General features: G+C 56.0%; 12 protein-coding genes and 1 pseudogene. 2 read left to right on the plus strand and 11 right to left on the minus strand.

All coding sequences use genetic code 11. From position 1 onward, the window contains the following. Positions 1–68 precede the first annotated feature (68 nt). The 8 genes from cysA to AC3Y5R_RS23580 form a co-directional block, all read right to left on the minus strand. Entirely contained in the window at positions 69–1,157 is a 1,089-nt protein-coding gene (cysA, locus tag AC3Y5R_RS23545; RefSeq protein WP_489923335.1) for a sulfate/thiosulfate ABC transporter ATP-binding protein CysA, read from the minus strand. After that, the gene (cysW, locus tag AC3Y5R_RS23550) at positions 1,157–2,020 is read right to left on the minus strand and encodes a sulfate/thiosulfate ABC transporter permease CysW (RefSeq protein WP_158782572.1); all 864 of its coding nucleotides are present in this window, start codon (positions 2,018–2,020) and stop codon (positions 1,157–1,159) included. The genes cysA and cysW overlap by 1 nt, the downstream gene beginning before the upstream one ends. Continuing rightward, a complete protein-coding gene (gene cysT, locus AC3Y5R_RS23555) occupies positions 2,020–2,853 on the minus strand; it encodes a sulfate/thiosulfate ABC transporter permease CysT (protein ID WP_158782573.1) in 834 nt (277 codons plus the stop codon). Before cysT ends, cysW begins: the two co-directional genes overlap by 1 nt. Next, on the minus strand, positions 2,853–3,869 hold the full coding sequence (locus tag AC3Y5R_RS23560; RefSeq protein ID WP_489923336.1) for a sulfate ABC transporter substrate-binding protein: 1,017 nt from the start codon (positions 3,867–3,869) through the stop codon (positions 2,853–2,855). Before AC3Y5R_RS23560 ends, cysT begins: the two co-directional genes overlap by 1 nt. A gap of 244 nt (positions 3,870–4,113) precedes the next feature. Then, positions 4,114–5,010 (minus strand): Dyp-type peroxidase, encoded by an 897-nt coding sequence (locus AC3Y5R_RS23565; protein WP_489923337.1) that lies wholly within the window; start codon positions 5,008–5,010, stop codon positions 4,114–4,116. Positions 5,011–5,157: 147 nt separating this feature from the next. Next, a complete protein-coding gene (locus AC3Y5R_RS23570; RefSeq protein ID WP_489923338.1) occupies positions 5,158–5,775 on the minus strand; it encodes an RpoE-regulated lipoprotein in 618 nt (205 codons plus the stop codon). Positions 5,776–5,903: 128 nt separating this feature from the next. After that, positions 5,904–6,359, minus strand: coding sequence for a DUF2919 domain-containing protein (locus AC3Y5R_RS23575; protein WP_489923339.1), 456 nt, complete (start codon positions 6,357–6,359; stop codon positions 5,904–5,906). 47 nt (positions 6,360–6,406) lie between these two features. Beyond that, positions 6,407–6,832 carry a GNAT family acetyltransferase gene (locus tag AC3Y5R_RS23580; RefSeq protein ID WP_158782578.1) on the minus strand — a complete coding sequence of 142 codons (426 nt, stop codon included), beginning with the start codon at positions 6,830–6,832 and terminating at the stop codon, positions 6,407–6,409. Positions 6,833–7,039: 207 nt separating this feature from the next. Here AC3Y5R_RS23580 and amiA point away from each other — a divergent pair, with 207 nt between their 5' ends. Both amiA and hemF read left to right on the plus strand, forming a co-directional pair. Then, positions 7,040–7,918 carry an N-acetylmuramoyl-L-alanine amidase AmiA gene (gene amiA, locus AC3Y5R_RS23585; RefSeq protein ID WP_489923340.1) on the plus strand — a complete coding sequence of 293 codons (879 nt, stop codon included), beginning with the start codon at positions 7,040–7,042 and terminating at the stop codon, positions 7,916–7,918. Between the two features lie 49 nt (positions 7,919–7,967). Beyond that, positions 7,968–8,876: an oxygen-dependent coproporphyrinogen oxidase gene (hemF, locus tag AC3Y5R_RS23590; RefSeq protein ID WP_489923341.1), complete on the plus strand. Its 909-nt coding sequence runs from the start codon at positions 7,968–7,970 to the stop codon at positions 8,874–8,876. Between the two features lie 195 nt (positions 8,877–9,071). Here hemF and maeB read toward each other — a convergent pair whose 3' ends face one another. The 3 genes and pseudogenes from maeB to AC3Y5R_RS23605 all read right to left on the minus strand — a co-directional run. After that, on the minus strand, positions 9,072–11,351 hold the full coding sequence (gene maeB / locus AC3Y5R_RS23595; protein WP_489923342.1) for an NADP-dependent oxaloacetate-decarboxylating malate dehydrogenase: 2,280 nt from the start codon (positions 11,349–11,351) through the stop codon (positions 9,072–9,074). A gap of 94 nt (positions 11,352–11,445) precedes the next feature. Further along, on the minus strand, positions 11,446–12,408 hold the full coding sequence (locus AC3Y5R_RS23600; protein WP_489923343.1) for a sugar-binding transcriptional regulator: 963 nt from the start codon (positions 12,406–12,408) through the stop codon (positions 11,446–11,448). Between the two features lie 157 nt (positions 12,409–12,565). Continuing rightward, a pseudogene (locus tag AC3Y5R_RS23605) lies at positions 12,566–12,844 on the minus strand (phosphogluconate dehydrogenase C-terminal domain-containing protein); the annotation flags it as partial. Positions 12,845–12,920: the final 76 nt, after the last annotated feature.

Consider the following 12,920-nt stretch of genomic DNA (forward strand, 5'->3'; position numbering starts at 1 on the left):
TCCTGGAAGGAGCCAAAGAGCTGGCAAAAAAAGGTCAGGCAAGCCTGACCCTGTTCCGGTAGAAAATATCAGGCACTTTGCGCAAAGGCAACCTGTCGCAGCGGCGTTTCACCTTTGTACAGGCGCGCCTGCTGCAGACCAACAAACAGGCGCTCACCGCGGATCGGCGCAGTCTGCTCGCCGTCCATTACCAGCGTGACCGGTTCCTGGCCCCAGCCTGCCGGTTGCACCACCATCTGCCAGTAGTGTCCGCGCGGGCTGACTTCCAGCACCTGCACCGGCAGCGGCGTCTCCAGGCTGCTCTGGCGGCTTACGTCAAGTTCCCACGGACGCAGGAACAGCTCAACCGGCCCCTGGTGTGCTGGTGTGTAGCCCAGCGGCCAGTGATGAGCACCAACGTGGAACTGCGAGCCGTTCACTTCGCCATCGAAACGGTTCACTTCACCGAGGAACTCCAGCACAAAACGGGTCGCTGGTTCACGCCAGACTTCATCCGGCGTGCCTACCTGTTCGATATTGCCCTGACTCATCACCACCACGCGATCGGCCACTTCCATCGCCTCTTCCTGGTCATGGGTCACAAATACGCTGGTGAATTTCAGCTCTTCATGAAGCTGACGCAGCCAGCGGCGCAGCTCTTTACGCACCTGAGCATCAAGCGCACCGAACGGCTCATCCAGCAGCAAGATTTGCGGTTCCACCGCCAGCGCACGGGCCAGCGCCACCCGCTGCTTCTGGCCACCAGACAGCTGTGCAGGGAAGCGGCCAGCCAGATGGCTGAGCTGCACCATCTCCAGCAGACGGGTCACTCTCTCTTTGATCGCTGCGGCTGAAGGACGCTCACGGCGCGGCAGCACGGTCAGGCCGAAGGCGATGTTTTCGAACACCGTCATATGGCGGAACAGCGCGTAGTGTTGGAAAACGAAACCAACCTGACGGTCCCGGGCATGCACCTGGGTCACGTCTTTGCCGTGGAAGCTGAGGCGACCGCTGTTCTGGCTTTCCAGACCCGCGATAATGCGCAGCAATGTGGTTTTCCCGGAGCCGGACGGCCCCAGCAGCGCCACCATCTGACCAGAAGGGATATCCAGTGAAATATCATTCAGCACCCTGGTCCGGCCGAAAGATTTGTTAATTTTACCGATTTCAATGCTCATTATTCCCCCTCCTGTTGCAAACGGACATCCTGGCGCTCTAAACGCCATTGCAGTGCGCTTTTCAGAAACAGTGTGACAACTGCCATCAGAGTCAGCAAGCCCGCAGCGGTAAATGCGCCCACGGTGTTGTAATCCTGATGCAGCAATTCAACTTGTAATGGCAGCGTGTAGGTCTCGCCGCGAATCGATCCCGATACCACCGAGACCGCACCAAATTCACCAATTGCGCGGGCATTGGTCAGCACCAGCCCGTACAGCAACGCCCAGCGGATGTTTGGCAGAGTGACACGCCAGAACATCTTCCAGCCGGAAGCCCCCAGCAGCACGGCGGCTTCATCTTCGTTGCTGCCCTGGCTGAGCATCACCGGCACCAGCTCACGTACCACAAACGGACAGGTGACAAAAATGGTCACCATCGCCATGCCTGGCCAGGAGAACATCAGCTGAATGTTATGGGCATCCAGCCAGCCGCCGGCAGGGCCGTTGACGCCCCAGAACAGCAGATACATCAGCCCTGCCACCACCGGCGACACGGCAAAAGGAATATCAAACAGCGTCAGCAGCAGCTGGCGACCCGGGAAGGTAAAGCGCGTCACCAGCCAGGCCAGCAGCGTACCAAACACCAGGTTTACCGGCACGGTAATCAGCGCCATCAGCACCGTCATCCCGATCGAATGCAGCATATCGCCATCTTTCAGGTTGCTGAACATCGCGCCAATGCCATCGGCAAAGGCACTGGCGAAAATGGCAATCATCGGCACGACCAGCAGACCAAAGGAGATCAGTATCCCGAGCGTTATCAGGATCCACTTGCTCCAGTTGGGGCGGCTGCGTAAGCCTTTCAGTTCGGTAACGTCAGCCATTAGTGACCTCCCAGACGACGGCCAAAGCGGCTCTGTAAGGTGTTAATCGCAAACAGCAGGATCAGCGAGGCGGCCAGGATTACCGAAGCGATGGCGCTGGCGGCCGGATAGTCAAACTCCTGCAGGCGCACAAAAATCATCAGTGAAGTCACTTCCGTTTTCCAGGCGATGTTACCGGCGATAAAGATCACCGCGCCAAACTCGCCAATGCTGCGAGTGAATGACAGCGCCGTTCCTGCCAGCAGGGCCGGAGCCACTTCCGGCAGCACCACACGCCGGAAGCTCTGAAACGGGCTGGCTCCGAGAGTTTCAGCTGCTTCTTCGTATTCCGGTCCCAGCTCTTCCAGTACCGGCTGCACGGTGCGCACCACAAAAGGAATGCTGGTGAACGCCATTGCCACGGCAATCCCGAGCCAGGTGTAAGAAACTTTGATATCAAACTGCGCCAGCCACTGACCATACCACCCGTTAACGGAGAACAGCCCTGCCAGCGTCAGGCCCGCTACGGCAGTGGGCAGCGCAAAAGGCAGGTCCATCAGACCGTCCAGCAGCGCGCGGCCGGGAAAACGGTAGCGCGTGAGGATCCAGGCCATCAGCAAGCCGAAAAACGCATTGAAGACTGACGCCACGCCCGCCGACAGCAGGGTGACTTTATAGGCCGCAACCATCTGCGGATTGGTCACCACTTCCCAGTACTGTGCCAGGGTCATGTTTGACAACTGCATCAGCAGCGCGCTGATCGGCAGTAACAGGATCAAACAGGTGAAAAACAGGCTGCTGCCCAGGCTGATACCAAAGCCAGGCAACACGCGCTTACTCTTGGTGGCAAACATTACTGGTGTCCCGCTGCTAACAACTTATCCAGCTCGCCACCGCTGGCAAACTGGGTTTTCATCACCTGATCCCAGCGGCCAAAAGCCTCTTCGACGCGGAAAAGTTCGACCGGCGGGAAACGCTCTTTCTGCTGCGCCATCAGTTCAGGATTGTTCACGCGGTAGTAATATTGCGTGATGATCTTCTGAGCTTCCGGGCTGTAGAGATAGTTCAGGTAGGCTTTGGCCGCTTTCTCCGTGTGGTTAGCCGCGATATTTTTATCGATCCACGCCACCGGGAATTCGGCAAGAATATTGGTTTTCGGCACAACCACTTCGTAGCCGTCTTTGGCGTACTGATTGCGGATGTTGTTCACTTCTGATTCAAAACTGATCAGCACATCGCCCTGCCCGCGCTCCACAAACGTCGTGGTAGCGCCACGGCCACCGGTGTCGAACACTTCGACGTTTTTCAGGAACTGGGTCATAAACTTTTCGGTTTTGGCTTTATCTTTACCATCAGCTTTATCCGCTGCACCCCATGCGGCCAGATAGGTGTAACGACCGTTACCGGAGGTTTTCGGATTCGGGAAGACCAGTTTCACGTCGCTCCGGACCAGGTCGTCCCATCTGTGAATATTTTTTGGATTGCCCTTCCGCACCAGGAAAGCCATGGTGGAGTAAAACGGTGAGCTGTTATTCGGCAGGCGCTGTTGCCAGTCTGCCGGGATCAGATTGCCGCGGTCATGCAAAATCTGCACGTCAGTCACCTGGTTGTAGGTCACCACATCCGCCTTCAGCCCCTGCAAAATCGCCAGCGCCTGTTTGGAAGAACCGGCATGTGACTGCCTGACCGTCAGCTTATCACCATTATTCTGAGCGGCCCACTGCTGTTCAAAAGGCGCATTCAGGGCGACAAACAGCTCGCGAGAGACGTCATAAGAGCTGTTGAGCAGCTCGGTAGCCTGAGCAGAACCGGCAAGAAGCACGGTAAAAGCCGCCCCACTGAGGAACTTTTTCATTATCGGTAACGTCATTTTGCACCCTGAAAGACAGCCTGGCCCACGGCCCGAAGAGCAATCAGTTTATTTATAACCCCACTAAAAACAGTAACGGTTTTATATACCGTTTGGTGATTTAGAAGTTTAAAAAGCTATAAGCGAGTGGAATTGTTTATGCAGTAGATGGGAAATGAAGCGTGAGTGTTCATAAAGGCCAGCGGTCTGAAAAATACCCGTTAGCCGCAGTTTGGCATTGAATCCGCCCTGCGGCATAAAACAATTACAGCGCTGCCAGCTGTGCCAACGAGGGCGCATAGAAATAGCTGCCGCTGACTGGTTTAGTGAAGCGCAGCATGGCATCGAACTTGCCGTCGGTTTCGCCAAACATGCTCAGCAGTTGCTGCTCAATGTTGTGCAGCGTGGCGCAATAGGCAAGGAAGAACAGGCCGTGGGTGCCGCTGGCGGTGCCGTAAGGCAGGCTTTGGCGCAGGATCTTCAGTCCTTTGCCGTTCTCTTTCAGGTCCACGCGGCTGACATGTGATGTCTCCGGGCGATCATCCCCTTCCAGCTCTTCATTGCTCTCTTTGGTGCGGCCAATGATCTGTTCCTGCTTATTCACTGTCATGCGGTTGAACATCTTCAGATTATGCTCCCAGCGCTGGCTGAATACGTAGCTGCCGCCCGCGTTCTCTCCATCAGCGATAATCGCCACGGCCTCACGCTGCTCACCCTGCGGGTTTTCAGTGCCGTCAACGAAACCGCTGAGATCGCGATCTTCCACCCAGCGAAAACCGTGAGTCTCTTCTGCAATGCGGATAGCGTCGCCAAACGCGCTGAGGGCAGCCTGCGCAACGCTGAAGTTTACGTCATGACGCAGCGACTGGATATGGATCAGCAGGTCACGTTGCGTGGCCGGTGCCATACCTTTGCCCATGGGCTGGAAATCTTTCAGCTCTGAAGGAGTACCCGCAGAGTTAAGGTCATGCCACACAGCGCTTCCGAAGGCCACCACTGCACCCAGTCCCGCATCGGGAAATTTTTGCTGAAGCTCGGCCAGCTGCAAAAGAAAAGCGTGCGTACCGCTACGCAGGGCAGCCATATCACCCTGAACAATTGCTTCGAGATAAATGGCAAAACGGCGGTGTTCTAACAAAATGCCGCTCTGAATCTGGGACATTCGGGTCTTCTCCTGAGTATCTTTATCCCTGACGGGAACTGCTGCATATCATACCCGATGTTAGTGTGGCTATCTTGTCCGATCACAAAGATTAGGGGATTACTGGACGGATGTTGTCGGGCCGCCGGAAAGCGGCCCGGAGAGGATTTACTTACGCCAGATTATTTTGCTGATGGTCCATTTTTTCAGCGTTTCATCGGACGGCAGCAGGCCATCAGGACCGTGCCATTCGCCGCTGAACACGTAGCTGATATGCTGGCTGCCCGGCGCTTTACACTCCACGCCATCACGGTCGCTGCCTGTGCCTTTCTGACAGGAACCAAACGCCTTGCTGTAGAGATCGCTGAAAGGCGTGCCGACTATTTTGCCGTCAGCGGTGGGGATGGTGCTGTCCGTGACGTCAATCCGGCTGACCGTCGCTTCGCCGGTCACTTCAACTTTAACCTGCTTTTCACTGACGGCCTGAAAGAAGGTCACCACACCGCCGTTTTCGCCACGCATCCCCTTCCGCACGTTGTAATTTCCGCTCAGCCCATCGCTGATGGCTTCTTCGTTCATCGCGGTGCTTCCATTCACTTTGCCCACACCCTGCTCGGTCACTTTCAGAGAAGAGCCAAACCAGTGCCACGGTGCCAGGCTGGACCAGGAATAAGTCAGTGGATTCCACCAGGTGGCCCCTCTGTCAGATCCCGTGGAGGTGCCCGAACTGGCACAGCCGGCCAGCAGTAAAGCGGCGGCAATCGCTAACGGGCGAACAGTTTTCATTACAACTCCTGTCATAGTAGGCAAATTTTGTCCTCAGAATACTTCAGGTTACTCCCAGCGAACGCATCTGCAACCTGAAGGATGAAAAGGTTATCGAACTGGTTGGAGTCCCGTTCCGGCAAAAAGTTTTATTCGCCATTCAGGTCCGGGCTAAAACAGTCTTTTAATCGGCGGCTCATTGTCAGGTAGGCAAGGCCCAGCAGGTCAAAAACGGTGATCAGAATCACCAGCGGCGAGTATTGATCGTCGCCCAGCCAGATCATGATGGCTTGCAGCAACACTATCGCCACCAGCGCCAGGCACAGCACCCAGTGCCATGCCTGCCACAGACGCGGCAGGCGCTGGCGATAACCGGTCAGCAGCAGCCCCAGCGTCGCAGGAATACCTAATCCCAGGCCAATCCAGAAAGCACGTGTGTCAGGATAAAACAGCTCCAGCAGCGTTGCGCCCTGCTGTTTGGAGGCGCCCGCCATCACAAACAGCACCCAGGTTCGGGCCTGTAACAGCAGAATTATCCAGAAGCCCACCGGCAGCTTCAGCTGGCCACGGGCATCGTAATCATCGGGGGAGTAAGTCAGGTTCATCAGCTCACAGGAGGGAAAAACCGGGCGACGCTTCGCCACCCGGCCAGTTAATATTCGCGATCTTCAATCAGGCGTTTTCCGAGCAGCACGCTGTCCTGCATTTCATAATCGAGCTTTTCGTAAAAGCCCAGCACCGCATCGTTTTCTTCACGCACCATCACGTGGATTTTCGGGCAGCCCCGCGCAATCAGCTTCTTCTCAAGCCGGTTAATCAGCGCATTGGCGAAGCCCCGCCCCTGGTAATCAGGGTGTACGCCCAGATAATAGGCCGATCCGCGATGCCCGTCGTAACCGCCCATCAGCGTGCCGACAATTTCACCGCCGACCACCGCCACCAGGAACAGATCAGGATCATGATTGAGCTTACGCTCGATGTCCATTTCAGGATCGTTCCACGGGCGTAACAAATCGCAACGCTCCCAGAGGGTGATCACTTCTTCAAAATCGTCCTGGCTAAATACGCGGATTTCCATGGCGTTACCCCAGATGTTAACCACAATTTGCTGATTATCACGCTTTCCTTCGCCGGTGCAAGTCTCCGGGCGGATTAATAGCGAAAAAAGGCAGCCTGTCCTGTTAGCGCGCTGAAATAAAAAGTAAAAAGTTGAAATAGTTCCCTTCTCGCCGCAGCACGATTGTTACGATATAACAATAAGCACTTTGTGCCCTGAGGAAGAGTAATGAAAAAATTTGGCCCGATGACCCCACTGACCACCCGCCGCAACCTTTTACTTTCTGGTCTGGCGCTGGCATTGCTGGCCAACAGATCGGTCAGGGCTAAGGAAGAAAATGCCACGCTGCAGCTCACCGCTTCCCGCAGCAAAGCTCACACCCCGCCGCCACCGCCCGCAAATGGCAAAAAGATTGTCATGATAGACCCTGGCCACGGCGGGATTGATTCCGGCGCGGTTGGCGAAGAGGGATCGGAAGAGAAGCATGTGGTACTGGAGATCGCTAACCATATTCGCCATATGCTCAGCACTCACCCACATATTGAGGCACGCCTGACGCGCGAGACCGACCACTTTATTCCGCTAGGCGAGCGGGTGGAGATTGCGCATCAGCACGGCGCTAACTTGTTTATGTCAATCCATGCTGATGGCTTTACCAGCCCGGATGCCAACGGCGCGTCGGTGTTTGCGCTGTCTAACCGTGGTGCCAGCAGCAGCATGGCGCGTTATCTTTCTCAGCGTGAAAACGCGGCGGATGATGTCGGTGGCGTGAAAGCGGCTGAGAAAGATCACTATCTGCAACAGGTGCTGTTCGACCTGGTGCAGACCGATACCATTAAAAACAGCCTGACGCTGGGCAAACATGTACTGAACCAGATCCATCCTGTGCATCACCTGCACAGCCAGCACACGGAACAGGCCGCTTTTGCGGTGCTGAAATCTCCGTCAATCCCGTCGGTTCTGGTGGAAACATCATTTATTACCAACCCGTCGGAAGAGCGCCTGCTGGGCACCACGGCCTTCCGCCAGAAGATTGCCAGAGCGATTGTTGACGGGATTGTTGGCTACTTTAATGAGTTTGATGCCAATAACCGCCGCCCCGGCTAAGCCTTTTTGACGTATACTGCGCGCGTTAATTTAAAGCCAAGGTTATGCCATGAACGCACCCGATATCGCCCAGGTTAAACAGTTCCTGATGGGTTTACAGGACCAGATTTGCCAGCAGCTGGCTCAGGCTGATGGCCGCGCCGGATTTGATGAAGACAGCTGGACCCGTGAAGGTGGCGGTGGCGGGCGCAGTCGTGTCCTGCGCAATGGTGCCGTTTTCGAACAGGCTGGGGTTAACTTCTCGCTCGTGCATGGCGACCAGATGCCAGCTTCAGCCACGGCGCACCGTCCCGAACTGGCAGGCCGCAGCTTTGAAGCGATGGGCGTGTCGCTGGTGATCCACCCTGAAAATCCCTTTGTTCCAACCAGTCATGCCAACGTGCGATTCTTTATCGCCGAGAAGCCGGGAGCCGATCCGGTGTGGTGGTTTGGCGGCGGCTTCGATATGACGCCTTACTACGGCTTTACTGAAGATGCCGTGCACTGGCATCAGACCGCTGCGGACCTGTGCCAGCCGTTTGGTGAAGACGTCTACCCGCGCTATAAAAAATGGTGTGACGACTATTTCTTTATCAAACACCGCAACGAGCAGCGCGGCATCGGCGGCCTGTTCTTTGACGACCTCAACACGCCAGATTTTGACCACTGCTTCCGCTTCACTCAGGCGGTGGGTGACGGCTTCCTCAAAGCCTATCTGCCAGTGGTTGCACGCCGTAAAGCGCTGCCGTGGGGTGAGCGCGAGCGTCACTTCCAGCTCTATCGTCGTGGACGCTATGTGGAGTTTAATCTGGTGTGGGATCGCGGCACGCTGTTTGGTCTGCAGACCGGTGGCCGCACCGAATCCATCCTGATGTCGATGCCGCCGCTGGTGCGCTGGGAATATGATTATCGGCCGGAGCCGGGCACGCCGGAAGCCGCGCTATACAGCGACTTCCTGCCGGTCAGAGAGTGGATTTGAAAGAAAGCGAACTTAGAGCCTTCCACACAAACAACTCAGAAGCTTAAAGCACGGGGAATACAAGCCGGGAATAAAGCGTCTCGTGCCATGGACGGCACGAGTCGAGCTGCCACGGACGACGCTTTTTGCGTCTTTATGAGCGGCTTATGTTCCCCGTGCCTGCACTGAGTCTTTACTGCCTTTAAATCTCCAGCATTAAAGAGGCCCGCTCTGCGCCTCCACCACCGCTAACGCCACCATATTGACGATCCGCCGTACCGAGGCAATCGGCGTCAGCACGTGTACCGGTTTAGCGATACCCATCAGCACCGGCCCCACGGTCACCCCTTCCGAACTGGAAACCCTCAGCAGGTTGTAGCTGATCCGCGCCGCCTCAACGTTGGGCATAATCAGGATATTAGCCGAACCTTTCAGCGGACTGTCCGGCATCAGATCCTGGCGAATACTCTCCACCAGCGCAGCATCGCCATGCATTTCGCCGTCAATTTCCAGTTCGGGTGCTTTAGCCTGCACCAGCGCCAGCGTCTGGCGCATTTTGCAGGCCGCCGAGGAGTTGGAGCTGCCAAAGCTGGAGTGGGAAAGCAGCGCCACTTTCGGTTCAATCCCGAAACGACGTACCGTTTCCGCCGCCATTAAGGTCAGTTCCGCCAGCTGTTCCGGTGTGGGATCTTCGTTAACGTAGGTATCAGCGATAAAGGTGTTACCGCTTGGCAGCAGCAGCGCATTCATCGCACCAGCAACCTTCACATCCTCACGGAAGCCGAACAGCTTTTCGATCACCTCATAATGCTCTTTGTAGTCGCCAATAGTGCCGCAGATCAGCGCATCCGCCTCGCCCCGATGAACCATGATCGCACCGATCAGCGTCGGGTTACCGATTACCGCTCGCTGTGCCTGCTCCGGCGACACACCGCGACGCTTCATAATCTGGTAATACTCGTTCCAGTAGGCTTTGAAACGCGGATCGGACTCATTGTTCACCACTTCAAAATCCTTACCCGCTTCGATCTTCAGCCCAAGCTTTTTCAGCCGCATCTCAATCACGCTGGGGCGGCCAATCAGCACCGGCTTCGCCAGCCCGAGACCGATCAGTTCCTGAGTGGCATGCAGCACGCGGGCTTCCTCACCTTCCGCCAGTACCACCCGCCGGGGATCTTTGCGCGCCTGCGAAAAAATAGGCTTCATAAACAGGTTGGTTTTATAAACGAACTCGGTGAGCTTCTCGCGGTAGGCATCCATATCCTCAATCGGCCGCGTTGCCACGCCGGAGTCCATGGCGGCTTGCGCCACTGCCGGAGCGATCTGCACGATCAGACGGGGATCGAAAGGTTTTGGGATCAGATAATCCGGACCAAACGACAGCTCCTGGTCGCCATAGGCTGAAGCCACCACGTCGCTCTGCTCGGCCAGCGCCAGCTCGGCAATGGCATGCACTGCCGCCAGCTTCATCTCTTCATTTATTGCGGTGGCCCCAACGTCCAGCGCACCGCGGAAAATGAACGGGAAGCACAGCACGTTGTTAACCTGGTTGGGATAGTCGGAACGCCCGGTGCAGATAATCGCATCCGGCCGCACCTCTTTCGCCAGCGGGGGCAGGATTTCCGGCTCCGGATTGGCCAGCGCAAGGATCAGCGGGTCGCGAGCCATTTTCTTCACCATTTCTGGCTTCATGACGCCCGGTCCGGAACAGCCAAGAAAGATATCCGCACCTGCAATAACATCATCCAGCGTGCGCTTGCCGCTGTCCGGCACCGCATAGGCCGCTTTGGTTTCGGCCATGTTCTGCTCGCGCCCCTGGTAAATGACGCCTTTGGAGTCGCAAACCACGATATTGCGCTTTTGCATCCCCAGCGCCACCAGCAGGTTCATACAGGCAATGGCCGAAGCCCCTGCTCCGGAGACCACCAGCCGGACATCGGAGAAGGTCTTTTTCACCACTCTCAGTCCATTCATTACCGCCGCAGTACAGATAATGGCGGTGCCGTGCTGGTCGTCGTGAAATACCGGGATGTTCATTCTTTCACGCAGCTTTTTCTCAATATAAAAGCATTCCGGCGCTTTGATATCTTCCAGGTTGATACCACCAAATGTCGGCTCCAGTGCCGCCACCACGTTAATCAGCCTGTCGGGGTCCGTTTCGTCAATTTCGATATCGAACACATCAATACCGGCGAATTTTTTAAACAGGACGCCCTTCCCTTCCATCACCGGCTTACCGGCCAGCGCGCCGATATTACCGAGTCCCAGCACCGCCGTGCCGTTGGAAACCACCGCCACCAGGTTACCCCGCGCGGTGTATTTATGGGCGGCCAGCGGGTCTGCGGCAATTTCCAGACAGGGCGCTGCCACGCCGGGAGAGTAAGCCAGCGCCAGGTCGCGCTGTGTGGCCAGAGGTTTAGTGGGAGAGACCTGAATTTTTCCCGGAACCGGGTATTGATGAAAATCGAGAGCGCTCTGCTTCAGTTGTTCGTCCATTAGCAAGATCCTTTCGTTTTATCTGGAGGGTGTAAACGAGCCAGTATAAAAGCGAGAGCAGGACGAAAAACTTGAAGCAGGCCAAATTTCAGAACTACTTAGTCATATTCAACAGCGTGCGGATATTTTGCGCCGAGCTGGCAATAATATCGATCGCGCCAGTCCGCAACGCGCCGAGAATTGCCATCGCCTTGGTGTTCTCTGAGGCTATCGCAATCACGCAAGGGATTTTGCGCAGCTCTTCAATGCTCAGGCCAATCACCCGGTCATTCATCACCGTGTCGACGTGCTCACCCTGCGTGTTAAAGAAATCATAACCCGCCACATCCCCCGTCACGCCCTGATTCAGGTGTGCATCCAGAATTTCGTGCGGCGTGAACCAGCCCAGCTTCACCATATAGCTGTTCTCGTTCATATCCCCAATCCCGACCAGCGCCACATCCGCTTTCCGCGCGCGGTCCAGCGTCTCCTTAATGGTGCCGTTCTGCATAAACGCCTCTTTCAGCGCACGGTTTTCCACATAGGCCGGTGCATACAGCGTTTCGCTGATCCCACCAAATTTCTTCGCCATCCGGCGGCTGATATGATCGGCATTGATTGCATCACCGGGACGGTGGGTACCACCGATGCCGCTGATAAAGTGACAATTGCGCGTCGGCACGCTGCCAGGATGATCGGCCACTGCCGCCACATTACGCCCCTGGCCAACCGCCACAACGGCGTTGTCCTTCAGCGTCTGGGAAAGGTGCATGGAAACCAGCGCTGCAACCTGGCGCCGCTGCTCTTCATCATCCTGATGATCCAGCGCGATCAGCGCACGTTGTAAGGGGAAACGTTCCAGCAGCTGCTGCTCCATACGCATACTGAACACAGGATGATAGCGAACGTTGATCTCAACGATGCCCTCTTCCTTGGCCCGCTTCAGCAGTCGCCCGACCTTGATGCGGGAAATGCCGAACTTACGCGCGATCTCTTCCTGGGTGATTTCATCCTGATAATAAGCGACGGCGATTTCCGTCAGCAGTTCTGTATCCTGAGAAGGCGAGTTTTTGTCCATCCGGGTTCTCTTAAACGTCAGTCTGGTTAAGGTGCCAGCGCTTCAGGCGCTCGGGTGGACTGAAGGCCGCCGTTGCGCTCTGGCAATACCGGATTTATACCATTTTCATCGCCCGATCGGCCAATGATTGCCCCCGGGTGGCTGATACTGGTCACAATTAACGACGAATTGCGTCAATTTTCAGCATCCGCGCAATCACGATATCGAGCTCTTTCTGATCGAAAATCTGCTTCCAGTCCGGCTTAACGATCTTCTCACGACCATATTCCATGGCGATCATGCAGGCATCCGAGAACGGGTTCGTCGCACGGAAAGCCACGGCCAGCGCAATCTGAATATGCCCGTACAGCATCGCCTTGGCGGCTTATTCCGGGACGCCGGAGTGCCTGACGGTTTCATCCAGCGCTTCCTTCATAAACGCGCCAACCATACAGGGGCACTGTTGCAAAAATCTGGAGGTGATAAACTCATCGTCACCTTATGCTGACGGAGCAGCACATGACCCCATTCAA

It is taken from the genome of Erwinia sp. 009765445 (genome assembly GCF_058137865.1).

What these genes read in the sequence shown, in the direction of transcription:
- cysA (WP_489923335.1), bottom strand. Translation starts at nt 1,157, where the DNA reads ATGAGCATTGAAATCGGTAAAATTAACAAATCTTTCGGCCGGACCAGG.
- cysW (WP_158782572.1), bottom strand. Translation starts at nt 2,020, where the DNA reads ATGGCTGACGTTACCGAACTGAAAGGCTTACGCAGCCGCCCCAACTGG.
- cysT (WP_158782573.1), bottom strand. Translation starts at nt 2,853, where the DNA reads ATGTTTGCCACCAAGAGTAAGCGCGTGTTGCCTGGCTTTGGTATCAGC.
- AC3Y5R_RS23560 (WP_489923336.1), bottom strand. Translation starts at nt 3,869, where the DNA reads ATGACGTTACCGATAATGAAAAAGTTCCTCAGTGGGGCGGCTTTTACC.
- AC3Y5R_RS23565 (WP_489923337.1), bottom strand. Translation starts at nt 5,010, where the DNA reads ATGTCCCAGATTCAGAGCGGCATTTTGTTAGAACACCGCCGTTTTGCC.
- AC3Y5R_RS23570 (WP_489923338.1), bottom strand. Translation starts at nt 5,775, where the DNA reads ATGAAAACTGTTCGCCCGTTAGCGATTGCCGCCGCTTTACTGCTGGCC.
- AC3Y5R_RS23575 (WP_489923339.1), bottom strand. Translation starts at nt 6,359, where the DNA reads ATGAACCTGACTTACTCCCCCGATGATTACGATGCCCGTGGCCAGCTG.
- AC3Y5R_RS23580 (WP_158782578.1), bottom strand. Translation starts at nt 6,832, where the DNA reads ATGGAAATCCGCGTATTTAGCCAGGACGATTTTGAAGAAGTGATCACC.
- amiA (WP_489923340.1), top strand. Translation starts at nt 7,040, where the DNA reads ATGAAAAAATTTGGCCCGATGACCCCACTGACCACCCGCCGCAACCTT.
- hemF (WP_489923341.1), top strand. Translation starts at nt 7,968, where the DNA reads ATGAACGCACCCGATATCGCCCAGGTTAAACAGTTCCTGATGGGTTTA.
- maeB (WP_489923342.1), bottom strand. Translation starts at nt 11,351, where the DNA reads ATGGACGAACAACTGAAGCAGAGCGCTCTCGATTTTCATCAATACCCG.
- AC3Y5R_RS23600 (WP_489923343.1), bottom strand. Translation starts at nt 12,408, where the DNA reads ATGGACAAAAACTCGCCTTCTCAGGATACAGAACTGCTGACGGAAATC.